Genomic DNA, 21,388 nt, shown 5'->3' with positions numbered 1-21,388 from the left:
ATGCCCAATGGCGCCAACACCCACTGCCCGTATTGTGCGCTGCAGTGCGCCATGACCCTGACCCCGGCGGCGCCCTCGGCGCAGCCGGGGTCAGACCCCGCTCCCGCGGCAAGGGCACTTCCGCTCCTGGAAGTGTCCGGCCGCGATTTCCCCACCAACCGGGGCGGGCTGTGCCGCAAGGGCTGGACATCGCCGTCGTTGTTGAACCACACCGGACGCGTAACGGAACCCATGCTCAAAGGGTCCGATGGCGTCCACCGGCCCGTCACGTGGGACCAAGCACTCATGCTGGTCACCGGAGCCGTCAAGCAGACCCGCGAGCAGTACGGGCCCGACGCCGTCGGCGTGTTCGGGGGCGGCGGACTCACCAATGAGAAGGCCTACCAGTTGGGCAAGTTCGCCCGCTTGGCGCTGGGAACCTCGCGCATCGATTACAACGGACGTTTCTGCATGTCCTCTGCCGCGGCAGCCGGAAACCGCGCGTTCGGCGTGGACCGCGGCCTCCCGTTCCCCGTGGAAGACCTTGATTCGGCGAGCGTCATCTTCCTTCTCGGCTCCAACGTTGCCGAGACCATGCCGCCGTTCGTCCAGCACCTGCAAGGCGCGCGCGATTCCGGCGGGTTGATCGTGGCCGATCCCCGTCGTTCCGCGACGGCCGCATTCACCGGCGACGGCGGCGGCATCCACTTGCAGCCGACCCCCGGAACGGACCTCGCCCTGCTGTTGGGTATCTCCCACGTAGTGGTCCACGAAGGCCTCGCCGATGCCGAATACCTCCAGAACCGAACCACCGGGTACCCAGCGATCGCTCGCAGCCTCGCCGCGTTCTGGCCTGAGCGCGTCCAGTCGATCACCGGCGTACCCGCCACGCTCATCCGCGAAACCGCCCGGCGCCTCGCAGACGGCGCCCGGCGCGGCGGCAGCTACATCCTCACCGGCCGCGGAGTCGAGCAGCACGTCGACGGCACTGACACCGCCACAGCCGCGATCAACCTCAGCCTCCTCCTCGGCCTCCCGGGATCCGCCCGCAGCGGCTACGGCACCCTGACCGGCCAGGGAAACGGCCAGGGCGGTCGCGAGCACGGCCAAAAGTCCGACCAGCTCCCCGGCTACCGCAAGATCACCGATCCCGCCGCCCGCGCACACGTCGCCAAAGTGTGGGGCGTCGACGAATCCCTCATCCCCGGCCCCGGCCTTCCGGCCGTGGAGTTGTTGAAGTCTTTGGGACAGCCCGACGGCGTCCGTTGCCTTTTCGTGCACGGCGCCAATGTGGCGGTGTCAGCCCCCGACGCCGGCGCGGTGATCGAGGGCCTGCGCCGCCTGGACTTCCTGGTTGTCTGCGATTTCTTCATGTCCGAGACCGCGCTGGAAGCCGATCTGGTCCTCCCGGTCACCCAATGGGCCGAGGAAGAAGGTACCCTGACCAACCTCGAGGGCCGCGTGCTCCGCCGTCGTAAGGCGCTCACCCCTCCCCCGGGCGTCCGCAGCGAATTGTGGCTCATGGCCCGGCTCGCCGAATCGCTCGACGCTCCGTCCACGTTCAGCGACGATCCCGAGACCGTCTTCGAGGAGCTCCGGCTCGCCTCGGAAGGTGGCCTGGCAGACTACTCCGGAATCGACTACGCCATGCTGGATCGAGGAGAGGCCGCCTACTGGCCCTATCCCACCGGCAGCTCGGGAACGCCGCGACTCTTCCTCGACAGCTTCGCGCACGCCGACGGTCGCGCGGTCATGGTCCCGGTGGCACCGCGGAAGCGGTCCCGGCGCTCCGCCGTCGTCGGCTCTGATCCCGATCCGCTGACGCTCGTCACCGGACGGCTCCTGGAACACTACCAATCGGGCGCCCAGACCCGCCGCGTGGCCGAACTCGCGGCCGCGCAGCCGGAGCCGCTCTTGCAGATCCACCCCGCGACGGCGGCCGTCAGGGACATCTCCAGCGGCGACTTTGTCCGGGTCTCCAACGAGCGCGGAGAGGTCCTGTGCAGGGTGGAGCTCAGCAACAGCATCCGGACGGACACCGTCTTCCTGCCCTTCCATTTCCCTGGACTGGGCAGCGCCAACCTGCTCACTGAGGCGGTCACGGATCCTATTTCGGGCATGCCGGAGTTCAAGACGAGCACGGTCTGGGTCCGGAAGGCCGTACTGGCAAACGTCGAATCGGAGTTGGCTGCGCAGTTGGCATTGCCAGCGGCGGCCGGCGTATCAATGCAGGTCAGCTTGTCTATGCAGGTCAAGGAGGCATCGTGAGCGAGCGAATTGTGGTGGTCGGATTCGGACCGGTCGCAGCCCGGCTGGTGGACGAGTTGTTGCCCGCCGTGCGCGGCGGCCTTGTCCAACTGCTCGTCGTCGGGCAGGAAACCGAAGCCGCGTACAACCGCGTCATGGTGGCGGAACTCGGCGTTGGGCGGACCACCGCGGAGGCACTCGCGATGGCGGACGCTGCCGCTTTGGCGGCCGACGGCGTCGAGGTCCGGCTGGGCGTCACCGTCAAACGCATCGACCGTGCACGCCAGCAGCTTGTCCTTTCGGACGGGACAACGCCCGGCTACGACCGCCTGGTGTTCGCCACGGGCTCGCGGCCCGTCATTCCGAACCTCACGGGTATCAACCCCGACCCTTCACACCCTGTACTCCCTCCAGGCGTGACTGCCCTCCGTGACCTCCGAGATGCCGCGCAACTGCGCGACGCCGTAGCTGCCGGCAAGCGCGTGATCGTCCTCGGTGGCGGTGTACTCGGCCTTGAAACGGCATTGGCCGCAGCTGAAGAAGGTGCCCTGACCACGGTGGTGCACAACGGCTCCTTCCCGCTGGGCCGCAATATCGACCGCGGCGGCGGGGCCGTTCTCGCGACGAGCTTGCGCAACAGCGGGATCACGATGGTGGGCAACGCCCGTTCCACGGCAGTGGAGCACAACGGCCCCGACGGCATGTTTTCCGCCCTGGTGCTCAACGACGGGTCACGGATCGAAGGCGACCTTCTTGTCCTTTCCTGTGGCGTTCGCCCCCGGATCGAATTGGCCGAAGGCTGCGGGTTGCCTGCCGCTACCGGCATCCTGGTGGATCACCGCCTGCGGACTTACCACGAGCCGCACATGTTCGCGATCGGCGATTGCGCCGAAGTCCGCTGCGCCGATGCCGAGTGCGCCGAATGCCGCACCGCATTGGGTCCATCAGGCCTGGTGGGGCCGGGCTGGCGGCAGGCCGAATGGCTTGCCGAGTACCTGATCCTCCTCGCCGAAGGCGGCCAGGACGCAGCCGACACCTTGGCGCCCCTGCCGCAGGAGAAGCCCGGCGTCGTGGTGCTGAAGGCACGCGGCATCAACATGGCCGTCGCTGGCGACAACAGCGCCGAACCGTGGGATGACGAGTTGTTGTCCGTCGGTGTCTCCGAGGGAATGCCCCGGCGCCAGGTCGCCCAGTGGGCCGATCCCGAACACGGCCGCTACGTCAAAATGACGACGCGGGGCGGCGCGCTCGAAGGACTCGTGACCGTAGGCATGCCGCGCACGGCCGCGGAGCTCGTGATGCTGTTCGAACGCGGCTCCGAGCTGCCCGCCGATCGTTCACTCCTGCTGCGCCTGGACGGCCCGGACCAACTGGGTCCGTCTGCTTCGAATGATGATCCGCAGCGCACCGTGTGCCGCTGTGCGGGAGTCAGCGGTGCGAGCATCGAGGAAGCCGTGCTGGATGGCTGCTCTTCCGTGCCCGAAGTTTCGAAGGCTACGCGGGCTGGCACTGGGTGTGGTGGGTGCCACGGTGACATCAAGGGGATTATCGAGAAGCACTTTCAGGGGGTTGCGGCGTAGCTCGTGATGAGTTGCGGAAGCGGATCGTTACTCAGAAGCAACTCAATATGTAGTTACTCATGGGCACTCCAGACGCAAGTAGCAAACACTCGCGTTCGAGCTGTGAGTGCCGGTGTAGCATCCAAGGGCTTTGCCGTCAGGGACTCGTCCCGTATGTCCGGGGGGACTTTCGCAAGCTACATCAGGAGGATCTACATGAAACGCTGGCTCGCACCCATCACCGTTTCCGTCGCGGCCGTACTCGCCGCAAGCGCCAGTCCGGCTGTCGCCGCGCCGCCCGCGCCGGCCGACGGAACAATCTATTGGCCCTGTCCGAACTTCACCAACCCTGTCAGGCTGGACGTTACCGGTCGCTCGAAGACGATCGACCTTCCTGGCGGACGTCAGATACTTGCCTCCCCGAACCTCAGGGTGACAGTGACCGCCCCCAACGGGCATTCCGCAAGCTACCTCATCACAGGAGCAACCCACGTCACCTACCTTCCGGATGCAATCCATCCGACCAGCCTCGAGTTGGCTTCCACAGGGTTGAACCTCCTACTCATCCCTGCAGCCAACGGGCACCCGGCCGGGCTAGCCCTGACAACGGGCAATGTCAACTACGCCATCACTCCAACAGGGGAAGAACTAAGGCCCTTCTCCGGCTCAGGAAAGGTCCTCGACGTCTGCCTCGCACTCGGTTAGACCCCTCAAGTCACGGAGCGCCCTTGCATTTGTGGGGGCGCTTTGTGCATAGATCCGGGCCGTCGGTGGGTGGTACCCCGCGAGCGCGTAGTCGCCGTCCACAGCCGATCAGTCTCCCGGCACATCACACTCTCAACGCACGTCACACCGAAGAGCGTGGTCACACGTGGAAGTAGTGGTTTTTGCGTGGTTTTTGCCGTGGGTCGATGTGGGGTGGCGGGATGAACCAAGGCACGCCTGCTTGGACCTGGATGTGCCACTCTTCCTTGTGGATCAGATGGTGGTGGTGGCTGCACAGAAGCGTGCCGTTCTCGACGCTGCTCGGTCCACCCCGGGACCAGTACTCGATGTGGTGGGCTTCGCACCACGGGGCCGGCATCGTGCACGAAGGAAACGCGCAGCCTTTGTCCCGGGCGGTAATGGCTTTGCGGATGTGGGCCGGGAAGATCCTGGAGGCCCTGCCGATGTCCAGCACCTGGCCCTCGCCGCCGAGAACGACGGGAATGATGTCGGCATCGCAGGCGATCTTCCGCAGCGTGGCCGCCGGGACTGGACCGGTGAACGTGAAGCTCCCCGTGCCCCGTTGCGGCCCGCCGGAGCGCGCGGGTCGTCCAGATTGCCCAGGGAACGCGAGCTGCCCGGCTTCCTTTAGCGGTGCCAGGAGGTCCCGGTGGTCGATGGTGGCCATGATCTGGGGGCGCTGGCCTCCAGCCGCGGGCACCGCACCTGCGGCGAGGGCGATCTTGCAGGCGCCCAGCAACCCGTCCAGGAGTTTCTGCGCCCTCGTGCGGCGGTCCAGGGACGCGGCATCATCACCTGAACCACCCGGCAGATCATCTGCCCGGCCGTCCGCCGGAGCGTTTGCCGGCCCGCCCCCGCCGTCCCCTCCGCCCGCGTCCACCGCATGGTCCCCGGACCCGGGGTCCCCGGACACGCGGGTCCGGGGATTGGTGGCGGTGTTCATGACGGTGAGCAGGTGCTCGTACTGGTCCTGGGTGGCGAAGTTCTCCAGATGCTGCAGCCCGTGTTTGGGCCGCCGCAGGAAGGCGCCCTGGAGGTGGCGGAGGGATTCCTCGCGGGGCTCGGACCCGTCCTGGTCGATCGCGTCGGTCCAGCGGCGGGCGATCCTGGCCAGGAAATCGGCGTCGTTCCCGGCCGCCGTCAGGGTCAGTGCGTGTTCCATGTCCGCGGCTGTCTCGGCGCTGCACAGGGGCCGGACGCGTTCCAGAGCCATGGTGATGGTGGTGGCCGGCCGGGACGCGATGCTCCCGCAGGCCAGGGCCGCGGCCACTTCCCCATACCGCGGCTGGATCCGTTGCCCCGTGAGGGAGCGGCCCGGCAGCAGGTCCTCGGCCAGGGCCAGGCGGCGCCGGGCCTCCGCCGCGCCGATCCGCAGCAGCGAGCGCAGGTGCTCACCCGTGTTCCGGAACTCCCGGAACCCGGCGAGAGCGTCACCCGCAGCGAGACCGCCGCACCCGGCACCGTCCCCGGCACCGGCTGCTCCGCCTTCAGTTTCGGGGCTGCCGGGGCCATCGCTGGAACCGCCCTCCCGGGCTTCGGCTCCCCAGCCCGTCGTCCAGCCGGTCCCGCCGATCGGCTCCTGCTGCCGGACCCGGTGCAACTGCCCCGCGGCGACGAGCTGCAAGTAGTCCAGGGTGCGGGAGAGTTCCTCCACGCCGGAGGCGAACGCGGCGGAATCCTGCATCCCCAGAGGCCCGACGTCGTCCACCGCGGTCCGTGCCAGGGAGCGCAACGCTCCAAGAGCACCCTCCAGAACCTGCTGCGGACCACCGTCGCCGCCGTGATCGCCCATGCGGTCCTCGCGCGGATCCAGCAGGGCGAGCCGGCGCAGCCCACGCATTTGACCCGTCCCTTGACCGGCCGCAGTCGCCCTCCGAGGTTCCCGCGCCTTATGGAACACGACGAACCCGCCGCCGGGCGCAGTGCCCTGGCTACTGGTGAAGTGTCCGATCGCTTCCATGGCAATACTCTGCCAGCAGGCACCGACAAAATAACCCGCTTCCGATCTGGAACAGAAAATACGTTATCGACAGTTCTGTACGCAACGTACGTTTTGCTGCACTTGACGTAGCCATTGTGGACACGGCACATCGTGAGCGCGAACCGGTATTCCTCACTCGCCGCGGAATTCGGGTCGCGGCAGTGATTGATTCCGCCGAGCTGGAGCACCTTCGCGAAGCCGCGGAAGAACTTGAAGACATCCGGGACGTCAGCATGGCATGGGAGGAGATGAAACAGACCGGTGAGACCCCTATCCCCTGGGAGGACGTCAAGCGCGATCTGGCCTGACGTGAGCTACTACATCACGGTCCTGCCAGCGGTCCTTCGGCAACTGCGCAAGCTTCCTCCCGAGGGTCGCCGCCGGGTCCAAGCAGCCATCGAGTTGCTCGCCGAGACTCCACGCCCGCCCGGCGCCAAGAAGCTGGCAGGGCGGGTCGAGTGGCGCGTCCGAACGGGAGATTATCGGGTGCTCTACCGGATCGACGACGGCCGACTCGTCATCGTCGTCGTTCAGGCCGGTCATCGCCGCGAAATCTAAAGGGAGTAAGTCCGCTTACAGATTTCTCCGTCGTCAGTGGCGCGTGATCCTCAAAGTGCTTGATTCACCGACAGATACCCCGGCGTCGCCTCCGATCGGGAAGGTGAAGATAGGCGAGGTGTGGCCAAAATCAACGTTGGCGAGCACCGGAAGGCCGGAAAGGACGGAATGTTTGGCAACTATCAGGGCCAGTAGATCCCGGGTCATTCGGCTTGCCTGCTGAAAGCGACCTATCACGAGACCCCGAACTCCCTTTGCCTCAGGCGTCTGCAGGAGAGAGGCCAGGTCCCTCGTAAATGTAGCCGGGTGGCTTTCGAAGTCGTCCTCCACGAAGAGGAGTGTTCCTTCCAAAGATGGCATGTTGGCCGTTCCCTGGAGGAGATTCAGCGTGCACAGGTTTCCGCCCACAATCCGTCCGCTCGCGGCACCGCGTTGCAGCGGCCACCAGCCATCGCCGGGAATCACCGTTCGGCCGTCTTGGTCACGGAACCATGCATCGTCCGTCCAAGCCGTGGCCTGCCGCACGTCCATGGGCTCCCCGCCAAAGAGCGCCTCCATGAACCAGGCCTGAGTCTCCTCAAAGTGGTCCCGCATACCAAATGTGGACCAGTGCGGCCCGGGGTATGTCACCAGTCCGGTGCGTGCGTGGATGGCGTTCTAAAGTGCCGTGATGTCCGAGTAGCCACACAGGATTTTCGGGTTCGCCGCGATGAGCTCCCAGTCGAGATACGGAAGCAATTCATTGCTGCTGAATCCACCAATGACTGTCAGGATTCCCGTTACTTCCGGATCCGAGAAGGCCGCATGAAGATCGTCGACGCGCGACTGCACCGACGACGAAAGGAGCCCATCCATTTCGTCGACGTGCTCCCCGAAGGAAAGCCGCAACCCCATTTCGGCGAAACGCCCCTCGATGCGGCTGGTGTGGTCGTGCTCCATGACCACAGCGCGGCTCAATGCGGGCGCGACCACCCGCACCATGTCACCGCGACGAAATTTGGGCGGGTAGATGGACAGCATGTGCTCGACGCTAGCAAACGCAACGCTGACCACGCCGCTTGCCTACGTACTCAGCGAGGGTATAAACGCATTTGGGTTGGGTGCCGAGGACGCGCATCTGGTTTCACGCGACGCGAAATGCCCCAGGACACGCGAATACGCGCGTCGTGGGGCATTTTCTGTGTCGCAGATCCGAATGCGAACAACAACCTACATATGCACGTGCAACCGTCGCGCCGCTTCCGAGATCGACCCGGTCAAGGAGGGGTACACCGTAAAGGTGCTCGCGAGGTCGTCGACGTGTAGTTTCTGCTTCACGGCAACCGCGATCGGGTAGATGAGCTCGGAGGCGTTCGGTCCGACGACGACGCCGCCGATCACAGTGCCCGAACCCTTGCGCGCGATGATCTTGACGAAGCCGTCCTTGGTGTTGCGCATCTTGGCGCGGGCATTGCTTAGCAGGGACAGCATGACCACGTCGCCCTGGTACTTGCCCGATTCGAGGTCGGCTTCGGAGACGCCCACGGAGGCGATTTCCGGCGAAGTGAAGATGTTTGAGGCCACTTGGCGGAGCTTGATCGGCATGACGGCGTCGCCCAGGAAATGAGCAACTGCAATGCGGCCCTGCATGGCAGCGACCGAGGCGAGGGCCAGGATCCCCGTACAGTCGCCAGCGGCGTAGATGTTCGGCGCCGTGGTGCGGGAGACGCCGTCGACCTTGATGTGGCCGGACTCCGTGACAGCCACGCCCGCCTCTTCCAGCCCGATTCCGGCAGTGTTGGGGATGGAGCCAACACAGACGAGGCAGTGGCTGCCCGAGACCGTGCTGCCGTCGCCGAGCGTCACCTTCACGCCGGCGTCGGTCCTTTCAACGGCCTCCGCGCGCGAGCGGGACAGAACGCGCACGCCGCGGCGTTTGAAGACGCCTTCGAGGACCTGGGCCGCGTCCGTGTCCGAACCTGGCAGCACCTGGTCGCGGCTCGAAATCAGGGTGACGTTCGAGCCAAGCCCGTTGTAGGCCGAAGCGAATTCGGCGCCGGTTACGCCGGAACCAACGACGATCAGGTCTTCCGGAAGTTGCTCGAGGTTGTAGATCTGTGCCCAGTTCAGGATGCGTTCGCCGTCGGGCTTTGCCGTGGGCAGTTCGCGGGGGTGGGCGCCGACGGCGAGAAGAATGGCGTCAGCCGTAATCGTCTTGACGCCGTCCGAGGTGATGACCTCGATGGTGTGGTTGTCCAGGAGCTTTCCGGAGCCCATCAGGATCTCCACGCCAAGGTGCTCAAGGCCCACCCGGATGTCGTCCGACTGCTCGCGCGCGAGGTGCAGGACGCGGTCGTTGATGTGGCCGAGGTCCGCGCGCATGCCCGGCGCCACGTCACTGCCGTCGACCGCGAACTTGACTCCCAGCTCCCCCGCCTCGCCGACGCGGGTCATGAGATCCGCCGTCGCGATCAGGGTTTTGGAAGGTACGACGTCGGTGAGGACGGCCGAGCCGCCGAGCCCGGCGCGCTCGATGAGCGTAACCCGCGCTCCCAAGTGGGCCGCGACCATGGCCGCTTCATATCCGCCTGGACCTCCGCCCAGGATCGCGATTCGTGGTGAGCTGAAGTCAGGATGCATGGTCACAATGTTCCATTCTCACTTAATGCGGGCGGACCTGCCACTAAGCCCCACCTGAGAACGCCTGTAAAGGCCGTTTACCTAGCCAACACCGCCCTGTTCAACAGCGCGCGCAGCACTGTAGTTTGTACCAGTGAGTAACACAGAGCTGATGAACACAGACCCATTCGAGGCCGCCAAAGCTGCGGCCGACTACATCGCAGCGGAGACCGGCGTCGAATCGCACGACGTCGCACTCGTGCTCGGCTCAGGCTGGGGCGCGGCTGCGGATCTCATAGGCGAAACGACGGCGACCCTCACTGCGTCGGAAGTTCCCGGCTTCCACGCGCCTGCCGTTGAGGGGCATGTGGGCACCATCCGCTCGGTCCTGACGAAGAAGGGCAAGCGCGCCCTTGTCCTGGGTGCGCGTACCCATTACTACGAAGGCAAGGGCGTCCGGGCAGTGGTCCACGGCGTGCGCACGGCTGCGGCAGCCGGATGCAAGACCCTCGTGGTGACCAACGGCTGCGGCGGCCTGAATGAAGCCTGGACCCCTGGAACTCCTGTGCTGATCAGTGACCACATCAACCTGACGGCGGCTTCCCCCCTTGAAGGCGCCACGTTCGTCGACCTCACGGACCTGTACTCCTCGCGCATCCGCGGCCTGGCCCGCGAGGTGGATCCCACGCTCGACGAAGGCGTCTACGCCCAGTTCACCGGCCCGCACTACGAAACGCCGGCCGAGGTCCAATACGCCAAGCGAATCGGCGCGGATTTGGTGGGCATGTCCACCGCTCTCGAAGCCATCGCCGCCCGGCACGCGGGCATGGAAGTCTTCGGCATCTCCCTCGTGACCAACCTCGCCGCAGGCATCAGCCCGGTACCGCTGAGCCATCAGGAAGTCATCGAGGCGGGGCAGACGGCGGGCGCACGCATTTCGCGCCTCCTGGCGGACATCATCGCCAAGCTCTGATCGAGCACCCGGGGCGTCGAGGCTCCCCGGCAATTCCGGACTAAGCAGCCCCGGTAGAATTTGACTGATTCTCCGCCACAGCGCTCGAACCGGAAAGGACCGCCGATCATGACATCCGCGCCTTTCCGGTTCTTGCGAACGGGCCTGATCGGATCAATCATTCTGGGCTTTGCCGCGGGTGGGCACCTTGCCGGCGGCGGAAACCTTCCGGCACCGGCCATTCTGACGGCGCTCTGTGCCCTGACAATCCTCCCCGTCGCCATCCTGACGCGTGCCCGGCTTTCGCTGCCAGTCTTCGCCGGGCTACTGGGGGCCGGGCAACTCTGCCTTCACTGGGCGTTCTGTGCGCTATCTGGAACTTCCACCGCGCAACCGTTGCAGTCCGGGCATGCAGGACATGTTCCACTGGCGCCAGCCCCGGATACCGTAAGCGCCATCGCCTCAACCCACGCCTCGGCCAGCGACTGGCAAATGCTCGCTGCGCACACACTCGCAACCTTGGGCACGGCCCTGGTCCTCGCGCGCGGCGAACAAGCACTATGGGCATTGGCGGCGTGGCTGCGCCCGTTAGTCCAACTGCCCGCTCCAAGAGCGATCCACCCACTTCGCACCCCCGCTCCGTGCCCGACCCAGGTTGTGCGTTCCCGCAGCCTCCCCGGCCTTCGGCTTCCCTCCCGGCGCGGCCCGCCTGCCCTGGTTCCGGCCGCCTGAGACTGCCCCCTTTCATCTGCGGGCAGGGACAGGCGGCAACTCGCTGCCTTCACCGGTCCGGACCTCCGTCCGCCCGGTCCCCAACCGCTTTTCCTTTGTGAAAGGGCACCATTGCCATGAAGACTACCCACCGCCGTACCCTCAAAACCGCCTGCGCCGCGACGATGGCCGCCGGGCTGCTCGCCTTCGGCGTCTCAGCCGCGTCCGCGCACGTCAACGTCAATCCCGACGACCCGGCAGCGGGCGGCTACACCCACCTGACCTTCAACGTTCCCAACGAATCCCCGACGGCCAAGACCAACAAATTAGAGGTCTCACTGCCGACGGACGCACCCTTCAACTCGGTGTCCGTGAAGCCGGTCGAGGGCTGGACGGCCGAGCTCGTCACCACCACCCTGCCAAAGCCCGTCACTGTCGCCGGTGCAACGGTGACCAAAGCGATCAGTTCGGTCGTCTGGACCGCGGACGCCGCACACCAGATCGGCCAGAACGAATACCAGGCCTTCTCGATCTCCGTGGGTGTCCTGCCCGACGCCGGCACCACCGTGACGCTGCCGGCCACCCAGACGTACACCGACGGCACGGTGGTGAAGTGGGACGAGAAGACCGTCAAAGGCCAGCCCGAACCCGAGCACCCGGCACCCTCCTTCGTGACCACAGCCAGCGACGAGGCCGCGGCATCCGCGACGGCCACGGCGTCCCCGTCCGCGACCCCGGCCCCGTCCGCGACCCCAGCCCCGTCAGCTGCAGCATCGGCGACATCCAGCGACGCCGGATCCGCGGCCGGCTGGTTCGGACTCGCGGCTGGGCTCATCGGCCTGGCCGCAGGCGTCACCGCCCTGGTGCGAACCCGCTCCACGAAGGCCAACTAGCCTCACATCGAACAAGCGAACTGCCCGCACCGGACCCCGGCGCGGGCAGTTTTGCATCCCGCTGCAGCCGACCACGAATCCCACCAACGACAGTCGTCGCCACAGCAATTTTCCGACGCCTGTCAAGTCAATTCGCCCCCGCGTTAATGGCATGTGAATTTTAAAAATAAATCAGATTTATTCAGAAACATTTGACCCGTCGCGCTTTCCATGGCACGCGCGCGGTGTAAGAATGTAAACGCTTGCGCACATATGTCTGACATGTTGCCTAAGGCCCGGAACGGCGCTCGAAACACGGGTTGCAACCGCATCCAGCGCACGTCAAGCTTTGAACGGTCCCGGCAAGTCGACGTGCCGGACCGAAGGATGGGGGCTTCCTAAGAATCCCCCATCCACCCGACACGATGGCGTTCCTGACGACGCCATTGGTGTTACCGGGAACGCCGGAGTTCGGACCAGGGCTTGCGCCCATTCCACGTAGTCCAACCTCCGCGAGAAGAGCAAGCATGAAATCTCACTCAACCCCCAACAGGCCACGCCGACGCCTGCGGTCGGCGGCCGCCTTTGCGGCCGCTGCCGGCGTGGCTGCCACGGTGCTCATGGCATCGCCGGCAGCCCAGGCAAACCTGCCTGCCGACAAGCCGGCCACCACAATGCCGGCCCCGACGCCGGGATTCCCGCTGCCGACGGTCCACACGCAAGAGGCCTTTGACCCTGCAGCAGCCTTCACGTCCAAATGGACGCGGGCGGATGCCAAGCAGATCATGGCCCAGAGCAATCCGAACGTGGCCCCCGGCCAGAACTCCATGAGCCCCAACGTCACCATGCCGGAAATCCCCAAGGATTTCCCCGCCATGAACGACGACGTCTGGGTCTGGGACACGTGGTCGCTGACCGACCAGAACGCCAACCAGATCAGCTACAAGGGCTGGGACGTTATCTTCTCCCTCGTCGCCGATCGCCACGCGGGCTACGGCTTCGACCAGCGCCACTGGAATGCCCGCATCGGCTACTTCTTCCGCAAGACCAACGCAGACCCCGCGAAGGACAAGTGGAACTACGGCGGACACTTGTTCCTGGACAACACCTCGATCGGCAACACCGAATGGTCCGGTTCCACCCGCCTCATGCAGGGTGACCACGTCAACGTGTTCTACACGGCCACCACGTTCTACGACCGTGCAGAGCGCAACGCGGGCGGCGGCGGGATCGCTCCCGACGCAGTCATCGCCAAGGCCCTCGGCAACATCCACGCCGACCAGAACGGTGTGACCTTCGACGGCTTCCAGCACACCAAGCTGCTCGAGCCGGACGGAAAGCTGTACCAGACCAAGGCCCAGAACGCCGGCTTTGCCTTCCGTGACCCGTACACCTTCGAAGACCCGGCGCACCCGGGCAAGACGTACATGGTTTTCGAAGGCAACACCGCCGGAAACCGCGGCGAGTACAAGTGCACGGACGCTGACCTTGGCTACCGCCCCGGCGATCCCCACGCCGAAAACACGAATACGGTCAACACCACCACTGGTTCCTGGTTCCAGACCGCGAGTGTCGGCCTGGCCGTCGCGGACAACAAGGACCTGACCCAGTGGCACTTCCTGCCGCCGATCCTGTCCGCCAACTGCGTCAACGACCAGACCGAGCGCCCGCAGATCTTCATCCAGAATGAAAACGGCCAGAACAAGTACTACCTGTTCACCATCAGCCACCAGTTCACGTACGCCGATGGCATGCGTGGTCCCGACGGCGTCTACGGCTTTGTTGGCAACGGTGTCCGTTCGGACTTCCAGCCGGTGAACAGCTCGGGCCTCGCCCTCGGCTCGCCGACCGACTTGAACCTGCCGGCGAACAACCCGAGCGGCACCCAGTCGGCACAGCAGAACGGCCGCCAGTTCCAGGCCTACTCGCACTACGTGCAGCCGGGCGGCCTGGTGCAGTCCTTCATCGACAACGTTGACGGCGTCCGTGGAGGGTCCCTCTCCCCCACGGTAAAGATCAACTTCGCCGGTGGCGTCACGCAGGTGGACCGCAGCTTCGGCAAGAACGGCCTCGGCCCGTTCGGCTACCTCCCCACCAACGTCCGCGTCGGCGGGGAAGGCCTCTACAAGTAGGCCACAGTCAAAACCAGCTGGGCAGGCAGAGGATTCGCTGCCTGCCCGGCAACATGGGGCGCCCGGTTCACCCGGGCGCCCCGCTCCACAACCCAGGAAGTCCCATGCTCCACTCTCCCCAACACCCGTTCCGGCCCGCTCGCAGGGCGGTACTCGCCGCCGTCGCCGTCGTCCTGGCGGTGTTCGCGAGTTCCTGCACCCCGACGCCGGACGCGTCGCCATCCGCCGGCGGCACCGCCGTCGGGATGGCTGCCCCCGCACCATCCGAATCGGACCCGTGGCGGCCCGCCGCGCACCTCACGGCGTCGCAAAACTGGATCAACGATCCCAACGGACTCGTCTACGAAAACGGCACTTACCACGCGTTCTACCAGCACAATCCGCACGGCAACTTCTGGGGAGACATGTCGTGGGGCCACTCCACCAGCACGGATCTGGTGCACTGGACCCAACAGCCGGTAGCCATGGAAGGCTCCGCCAGCGAGGAAATCTTTTCCGGCGCCATCGTTCCGGACAGCAAGAACGCCTCCGGCCTGGGCAGCGCTGAAAACCCGCCGCTGGTAGCCCTCTACACCAGCTCATACGGCGACGGCGGGGCGCTGCCCAAGGGCAGCCAGGCCCAGTCCGTGGCCTACAGCCTGGACCACGGGAAGTCCTGGACCAAGTACAAAGGCAACCCGGTACTCAGCTTGCAGCCCGCGTCGAACAACTTCCGGGATCCGAAGATCACCTGGTACGAGCCCGGCAAATACTGGGTCATGACCACGGTGGTTGCTGACGCCCAGGTGGTAAAACTCTTCAAATCCACCGACCTGCTGCACTGGAACTTCCTCAGCGACTTCTCGGGAGTGGGCGCCCAGGGCGGGCTCTGGGAAGTTCCCGAGCTGCTCCAGATGGACGTCGACGGCGGCAACGGCCTGAAGAAGTGGGTCATGATCCTGAGCATCAACCCGGGAGGCATCGCGGGAGGCTCCGGCATGCAGTACTTCGTGGGCGATTTCGACGGCACACGGTTCACGGCGGAAAACGCTGCAAAGCCGGGCGACCCGCTGACGAAGTCACAGTGGCTGGACCATGGAGCGGACTTCTATGCGGCCAACACCATCACCGCGGCTCCTGGTGGAAAGCCGGTGCTTCTGGGCTGGATGGGGAACTGGGACTATGCGCAAGCCGTCCCGAGCACCCCGTGGCGCGGGTCCATGGCCATCCCCCGCCAGCTCACCCTCGTGGCCGCGGGAAGCCGTTTCGAGATCCATTCGACCATCGCCCAGGCTGCCGCGAACGCGCTCACGAACACCAAGACCAGTGAAGTACATGGCAAAAACCTCACCGTCACCGACTCCACGGAGCCCCTGGGCAGCGATTTCGGGGCCCGAACCCAGCTGATCGACGCCGAAATGGACGTTTCGGGCGCAGCTGAGGCCGGATTGGTGCTGCGGGCTTCGGCGGACGGGAAGGCAGGCCTCCGCATCTCGTACAACCGCGCAAGCGAAACCCTGAAAGTGGACCGTTCGGCGGCCGGAACCTCCAACTTCTCGCCGAAATTCAGCCCCTACCATCAAGTCTTCGTGCCTATGAAGGACGGCAAGGTCCGCCTGCGTATCCTCCTGGATTCCTCATCCGTGGAGGTCTTCACGGGCGACGGAGCGGCGGTTATCTCGGACATCTTCTTCCCGCATTGGGGCAACACGGGCGCGGCCGCCTTCAGCGCAGGCTGCGCGGCGAGCTTCGTACTCACCAGCACGCGGCAGCAACCCTGACGCCGGGGAACCCAACTAATCCCCACCGCCACCCTCGCCTCGCAAGTCCCCACCGGCTCCCAGCCTTCGCAAGCTCAGGCCGGGGCCCTCGCCGGTGTGGCCCCACGGCCAAGGAACCCTGGCGGCGTGGGCCCCCGCACTAGTTGTCGTTTAGACGCCTCATAACGACAACTAATGCTAGTCAGTTGGGATGGGGCCACCATACTGTGACGGCTGACATAGCCCTTGACCTCGGCATTCATTCTCTTTGACGATAGCTTTATCCCTATGACATCGAGCGATGCCGAATTTGAAAAGCTGATATCCGACGCCGGCGAATGGGCTGCCCAGGACCCGGACCCGGTCACCGCGGCAGCGCTGTCCGAACTGGCCGGCCTCGCCTCCAGCGGCGTCGCTGCAGCCCGTCAACAGCTTGAAGACAGCTTCAGTGGAACACTGCAGTTCGGTACCGCGGGACTCCGCGCCGCCCTCGGTCCTGGTCCCAACAGGATGAACCGCGTGGTGGTGCGGCGGGCAGCAGCAGGTTTGGCCGCCTTCCTCAAGGACGCCGTTGGGGCGGCTTCCCCGGGAACGCGGCCGCGCGCCGTCGTCGGCTATGACGCGAGGCACAACTCGGACGTCTTCGCACGAGAGTCCGCAGCCATCTTCACAGCCGCGGGAATCGACACGTTCCTGATGCCTTCGGCCCTTCCGACCCCCCTGCTGGCTTACGCCGTCCGCGCCCTTGATTGCGACGGCGGTGTCATGGTCACGGCGAGCCATAACCCACCGCAGGACAACGGATACAAGGTGTACCTAGGCGGCCGGGCCGTGGAGGAAAGCGGCCGGGGATCCCAGATCGTGGCACCCTACGATTCGCAGATCGCCGCAAGCATCGAAGCCGTGGGCCCCTTGGATTCCATCGAACTGGCCGGGTCCGGCTGGACTGAGATGCCTGTTTCCATTACCGGCGAGTATGAGGCCGCGATGGCCGGCCTCGCCGACGTCGGGAATTTCCCGGCCCGTGAGCTGAAGATCGTTTTGACTCCAATGCATGGCGTGGGCGGCGAGACGGCGGTGTCGGTGCTGAATGCGGCAGGCTTCACGGACGTCTCGCTCGTGGAAGAGCAGGCAGCGCCGGATCCGGACTTTCCCACGGTCAATTTCCCCAACCCGGAAGAGCCCGGCGCACTGGACCTGGCTTTGGCGGCAGCGGCGCGCCTGGGTGCCGACATCGTGCTGGCCAACGACCCCGACGCCGACCGCGCGGCTGTGGCGGCAAAGGACCCTGATACGGGTGCTTGGCGGATGTTGCGGGGCGACGAAGTGGGCGCCCTGCTTGGGGCGCATGTGGTGGCCCGGCACGCCGCGGATACGCGGCAAGGAGATACGACACGCGGCGTTTTTGCCAACTCGATCGTCTCGTCCCGGCTGCTTTCCCGCATTGCGGCGGCGGCCGGCTTCGCCCATGAAGAAACGCTGACGGGATTCAAGTGGATTTCCCGGGTGCCGGGGCTTGTGTACGGCTACGAGGAAGCCCTGGGCTACTGCGTTGCGCCCGAACTTGTCAGGGACAAGGATGGCATTTCCGCCTCCTTGCTCATCGCCGAACTAGCGGCGGCGGCCAAGGCCGAAGGAAAGACGATCTTCGACACCCTGGACGAGATCTACCTGGTGCACGGCCTGCACGCGAGTGACCAACTCAGCATCCGCGTGGCGGACCTTGGTTTGCTGGACGCGATGATGAACCGGCTTCGGGCCGATCCGCCGGAGTCCTTTGGCGGATCCGCCATCGAGACCTTTGTGGATTTGGCCGAGGGAAGCGAGCAACTGCCGCCAACGGACGGTCTCCTCTACCTGACCAAGGACCTAAGCCGCGTCATCATCCGGCCCAGTGGCACCGAGCCAAAGCTCAAGTGCTACCTGGAGGTCATCAAGTCGGTCGGTTCCGCGGCGGAACTCGCAGAAACCCGGCACGCCGCGCGAACCATTTTGGACCACATACTCGCGGACGTCCGCGAGGCGCTGGGGCTCTGAGCTAGAGTTCGACTTCGATGAAGCCGTCAACCATGCGGGTCCTGAATGCCGGAAGCCGGAGCCCGGGGTTGGAATAGCACTCACCGGTCTGCAGGTCGTAGACCTCCTTGTGCAACGGGGAGGCGATGGTGGGGCGTGATCCCCGGGAACCGGTGATCCCGCGGGCCATGACATTGGCCAGGGTTGCGGGGTCCTGCTGGGCGACTGCGTAGACATTGTCGGCATCGAGGCGGAAAATCGCCACTTGCACGCCGTCGATCAACGCTGCCTCGCCCCAAGCCGGCTCAAGTTCGTCCAACGGGCATACACGGTGCCAGCTGGACGCGGTCGGCGCGCTCGTCAGTTGTTCTTCCCGTTCCAGAATGACGGTCATGTCAACCCCTCTCGCTATGCCTGCAGCCGGACAAATGCTGTCCTTTCCTTTCAGGCGTTGGCCGCCCAGCGGCCATACCTTCAAGGTAGGCGGGGAGTGTTTCACCGGAACGCAGTCAATGTGTCCGGTGCGTAAAAGAGACCTCACAGGTGCCGACATCCAATCGTGACCCAGAAGTTAAGACCACGAAACAAAGGGGAAACTGAAGAGAAACTGCCCGTCCGTAGTCTGAAGTGACAAGTTGCGGAGCACGTTCTGCGGCGTATGCGAAAGGCCACCAGTGACCGGACACACTTCCACCCCAGAAAACCAGCGCCGTATTGTTGTCGCCGGCGGGGGCCCTGCGGCCCACCGTTTTGCCGATGCGATGCATACCCGCGGTCTCGAGGGCTGGCACGTCACGGTCCTGACCGAGGAAGCGCACGTTCCGTATGACCGGGTCACCCTGAGCAAAGCGCTGACCGATGTGGACTACGACCTCACCTTGGGCGACATGTCCATGTGGGAGCATGATGCGCTGGAGCTGCGCACGGGCGAGCGGGTGGTCAAGATCAACCCCGATGCCAAGTCCGTGGAAACCGCAGCCGGCAACACTTACGCCTATGACCACCTGGTGGTGGCCACCGGCTCGGACGCGGCACAGCTCCCCTTCCCCGGCGGCGAACTCGCCCATGTCTACCGCACCCTCGACGACGTCTGGGCCATCAACAAGGCCATCGCCGAACTCACGGAGAAGCTCGGCCGGACCGTGAAGACCGTGACCATCGGCGGCGGCCTCCTCGGTTTGGAAGCCGCGGCCGGCACCATGGAGCTGGGCGCGCAGGCCACCGTCATCAACGGTTCGCGCTGGCTCATGAACGCCCAACTCGATGAGGGCGCCGGCCAGGCGCTGGGCCGGCTGGTCACTGCCAAGGGGCTTAAAGTTCTTACGGGAACCTACCCTGCCGAAGTATTGTCCGACGACGACGGCCAGGTCACCGGCGTCCTCATGAAGGACGGCCGCGTCATCCCCGCCGACATGGTTATCGCGTCCATCGGCATCCGTCCCCGCGATGAGCTGTTCCGCGAAACGGAAGGCACCGCAGACGGCCCCACCGCTGGCAAAGAACAGCTGTTCGAACTGGGCAAGAAGGGCGGCGTGGTCATCAACGACCATTGCGCCACCCCGGTCCCGGGCATTTGGGCGATCGGTGAGGTGGCGAACTTCGGCGGGATGTGCCTGGGGCTCGTGGCGCCGGCGAACACGATGGCCGAGATCGTCGCCGACCGCCTGCACGGCGGGCAAGCTACCTTCCCCGGCTTCGACACCGCCACCAAGCTCAAGCTTTCCGGCGTCGACGTGGCCAGCTTCGGCGACGCGTTCGCCACAACCGAGCACTCCCTGGAGATCGTCTACGCGGATCCGGCCCGGGGCGTCTACCAGAAGATCGTCACCACCGACGACGCCAAGACCCTGCTCGGCGGGATCTTCGTCGGCGACGCCACCCCGTACATGAGCCTGCGCCCCCTGCTCGGCCGCGAACTGCCCGCCGAACCCGGCGCCTACCTCACCGCTGCCGGTGGCGGTGACGCCCCCGAGACCGAACTGCCGGATGACGCGATCCTGTGCTCTTGCAACAACGTGGCCGCAGGTAGCGTCCGCGATGCCATCAACGGCTGCGGCTCCTGCGAAGGCAACGCCCCCGTCCAGGAACTCGGCGAACTGAAGACGTGTTCGCGGGCAGGCACCCAGTGCGGTTCGTGCGTCCCGATGCTCAAGAAACTCCTTGAAGGGGAACTGAAGAAGTCCGGCATCGAGGTCTCCAAGGCCCTGTGCGAGCACTTCGAGCTCTCCCGCCAGGAACTCTTCGACGCCATCCGCGTCCTGGAACTGACCTCCTTCGAGGACATCCTGGCCAAATACGGCACCGGCGCGGGCTGCGACATCTGCAAACCCACCATCGCCTCCATCTTGGCCAGCCAAAACAGCGAATACGTCCTCGGTGCCGGTCGCGGCACCCTGCAGGACACCAACGACCGAGCCTTGGCTAACATGCAAAAGGACGGTACCTACTCCGTGGTCCCCCGCATCGCCGGCGGCGAAATCACCCCTAAGGGCCTGGGTGTCATCGCCCGGGTTGCCGAGAAATACGGTCTCTACACGAAGATCACCGGCGGCCAGCGCATCGACATGTTCGGCGCCCGCCTCGAACAACTCCCGGAGATCTGGAAGGAACTCGTCGAAGCCGGCTTCGAATCCGGTCAGGCGTACGGCAAGAGCCTGCGCACCGTGAAATCCTGCGTAGGCTCCACCTGGTGCCGCTTCGGCGTCCAGGACTCCGTCGCCATGGCCATCAACCTCGAGCTGCGCTACCGGGGACTGCGCAGCCCGCACAAACTCAAAATGGGCGTGTCCGGCTGCGCCCGCGAATGCGCAGAAGCCCGCGGCAAGGACGTCGGCGTCATCGCCACCGACAAGGGCTGGAACCTGTACGTCGGCGGCAACGGCGGCTTCCTGCCCGCCCACGCCCAGCTCCTTGCCCAGGACCTGGACGACGACACCCTGATCAAGTACATCGACCGCTACCTCATGTACTACATCCGCACCGCCGACCGGCTCCAGCGCACCGCCCGCTGGCAGGAGGAACTCGACGGCGGCCTCAAACACATCGAAGACGTCATCATCCACGACTCGCTCGGCATCGCCAACGACCTCGAAGCCGCGATGGCCCGCCATATCGACACCTACCAGGACGAATGGGCCGAGACGCTCAAGGATCCCGAACGCCTGCGCCGCTTCCGCTCTTTCGTGAACGCCCCCGACCAAAAAGACGAGGCCATCGCCTTCGTCCCCGAACGCGGCCAGATCCGCCCCGCCACCAACGAGGAAAAGGGCGGCGTCCTCATCGCCAGCACGATCCCCGTTCGCGGCCAGGACTAAGGAG

Annotated in this window: 17 protein-coding genes; 12 read left to right on the top strand and 5 right to left on the bottom strand. The window is 65.4% G+C overall.

What is annotated here, in order from left to right; translation table 11 throughout:
* From AC1DJW_RS04740 to AC1DJW_RS04730, 3 genes are all read left to right on the top strand, one after another.
* Positions 1–2,247 carry a molybdopterin oxidoreductase family protein gene (locus AC1DJW_RS04740; RefSeq protein ID WP_476900836.1) on the top strand — a complete coding sequence of 749 codons (2,247 nt, stop codon included), beginning with the start codon at positions 1–3 and terminating at the stop codon, positions 2,245–2,247.
* Complete coding sequence (locus tag AC1DJW_RS04735) at positions 2,244–3,806, top strand: FAD-dependent oxidoreductase (protein WP_476900835.1); 1,563 nt, start codon at positions 2,244–2,246, stop codon at positions 3,804–3,806. The genes AC1DJW_RS04740 and AC1DJW_RS04735 overlap by 4 nt, the downstream gene beginning before the upstream one ends.
* A gap of 195 nt (positions 3,807–4,001) precedes the next feature.
* The gene (locus tag AC1DJW_RS04730; protein WP_284751396.1) at positions 4,002–4,490 is read left to right on the top strand and encodes a hypothetical protein; all 489 of its coding nucleotides are present in this window, start codon (positions 4,002–4,004) and stop codon (positions 4,488–4,490) included.
* A 160-nt stretch (positions 4,491–4,650) separates the two neighbouring features.
* On the opposite strand, the gene AC1DJW_RS04725 is transcribed toward AC1DJW_RS04730, so the two are convergent.
* Positions 4,651–6,471 carry an HNH endonuclease signature motif containing protein gene (locus AC1DJW_RS04725; protein ID WP_476900834.1) on the bottom strand — a complete coding sequence of 607 codons (1,821 nt, stop codon included), beginning with the start codon at positions 6,469–6,471 and terminating at the stop codon, positions 4,651–4,653.
* A gap of 182 nt (positions 6,472–6,653) precedes the next feature.
* Between AC1DJW_RS04725 and AC1DJW_RS04720 the strand changes: the two genes are divergently transcribed.
* Together AC1DJW_RS04720 and AC1DJW_RS04715 are read left to right on the top strand one after the other, a co-directional pair.
* Positions 6,654–6,800 carry a type II toxin-antitoxin system Phd/YefM family antitoxin gene (locus tag AC1DJW_RS04720; protein ID WP_476900833.1) on the top strand — a complete coding sequence of 49 codons (147 nt, stop codon included), beginning with the start codon at positions 6,654–6,656 and terminating at the stop codon, positions 6,798–6,800.
* A gap of 1 nt (position 6,801) precedes the next feature.
* Positions 6,802–7,050, top strand: a complete 249-nt coding sequence (locus AC1DJW_RS04715) for a type II toxin-antitoxin system RelE family toxin (RefSeq protein ID WP_459340588.1) — start codon at positions 6,802–6,804, stop codon at positions 7,048–7,050.
* Between the two features lie 33 nt (positions 7,051–7,083).
* Here AC1DJW_RS04715 and AC1DJW_RS04710 read toward each other — a convergent pair whose 3' ends face one another.
* The 3 genes from AC1DJW_RS04710 to AC1DJW_RS04700 form a co-directional block, all read right to left on the bottom strand.
* Positions 7,084–7,644: a S66 peptidase family protein gene (locus AC1DJW_RS04710; protein WP_476900832.1), complete on the bottom strand. Its 561-nt coding sequence runs from the start codon at positions 7,642–7,644 to the stop codon at positions 7,084–7,086.
* Between the two features lie 63 nt (positions 7,645–7,707).
* Positions 7,708–8,070, bottom strand: a complete 363-nt coding sequence (locus AC1DJW_RS04705; RefSeq protein WP_476900831.1) for an LD-carboxypeptidase — start codon at positions 8,068–8,070, stop codon at positions 7,708–7,710.
* A 189-nt stretch (positions 8,071–8,259) separates the two neighbouring features.
* A complete protein-coding gene (locus AC1DJW_RS04700; RefSeq protein ID WP_284752562.1) occupies positions 8,260–9,675 on the bottom strand; it encodes an NAD(P)H-quinone dehydrogenase in 1,416 nt (471 codons plus the stop codon).
* A 145-nt stretch (positions 9,676–9,820) separates the two neighbouring features.
* On the opposite strand from AC1DJW_RS04700, the gene AC1DJW_RS04695 reads away from it, so the two are divergent.
* From AC1DJW_RS04695 to AC1DJW_RS04670, 6 genes are all read left to right on the top strand, one after another.
* Positions 9,821–10,621 (top strand): purine-nucleoside phosphorylase, encoded by an 801-nt coding sequence (locus AC1DJW_RS04695; protein WP_476900830.1) that lies wholly within the window; start codon positions 9,821–9,823, stop codon positions 10,619–10,621.
* Between the two features lie 108 nt (positions 10,622–10,729).
* Positions 10,730–11,332, top strand: a complete 603-nt coding sequence (locus AC1DJW_RS04690) for a hypothetical protein (RefSeq protein ID WP_476900829.1) — start codon at positions 10,730–10,732, stop codon at positions 11,330–11,332.
* Positions 11,333–11,448: 116 nt separating this feature from the next.
* Complete coding sequence (locus tag AC1DJW_RS04685) at positions 11,449–12,204, top strand: YcnI family copper-binding membrane protein (RefSeq protein WP_476900828.1); 756 nt, start codon at positions 11,449–11,451, stop codon at positions 12,202–12,204.
* 506 nt (positions 12,205–12,710) lie between these two features.
* Positions 12,711–14,315: a glycoside hydrolase family 68 protein gene (locus AC1DJW_RS04680; RefSeq protein ID WP_284752559.1), complete on the top strand. Its 1,605-nt coding sequence runs from the start codon at positions 12,711–12,713 to the stop codon at positions 14,313–14,315.
* Between the two features lie 104 nt (positions 14,316–14,419).
* A complete protein-coding gene (locus AC1DJW_RS04675) occupies positions 14,420–16,075 on the top strand; it encodes a glycoside hydrolase family 32 protein (RefSeq protein ID WP_476900827.1) in 1,656 nt (551 codons plus the stop codon).
* Positions 16,076–16,342: 267 nt separating this feature from the next.
* The gene (locus AC1DJW_RS04670; RefSeq protein ID WP_476900826.1) at positions 16,343–18,091 is read left to right on the top strand and encodes a phospho-sugar mutase; all 1,749 of its coding nucleotides are present in this window, start codon (positions 16,343–16,345) and stop codon (positions 18,089–18,091) included.
* A gap of 1 nt (position 18,092) precedes the next feature.
* On the opposite strand, the gene nirD is transcribed toward AC1DJW_RS04670, so the two are convergent.
* Entirely contained in the window at positions 18,093–18,464 is a 372-nt protein-coding gene (nirD, locus tag AC1DJW_RS04665; RefSeq protein ID WP_284752556.1) for a nitrite reductase small subunit NirD, read from the bottom strand.
* Between the two features lie 280 nt (positions 18,465–18,744).
* Here nirD and nirB point away from each other — a divergent pair, with 280 nt between their 5' ends.
* Positions 18,745–21,384 carry a nitrite reductase large subunit NirB gene (gene nirB, locus AC1DJW_RS04660; protein ID WP_476900825.1) on the top strand — a complete coding sequence of 880 codons (2,640 nt, stop codon included), beginning with the start codon at positions 18,745–18,747 and terminating at the stop codon, positions 21,382–21,384.
* The last annotated feature ends 4 nt before the right edge of the window (positions 21,385–21,388 follow it).

Source organism: Arthrobacter sp. 05L417, from assembly GCF_056397865.1.
The sequence above is the reverse complement of the archived record's forward strand: the minus strand, read 5'-3'. Positions and strand labels throughout refer to the sequence as shown.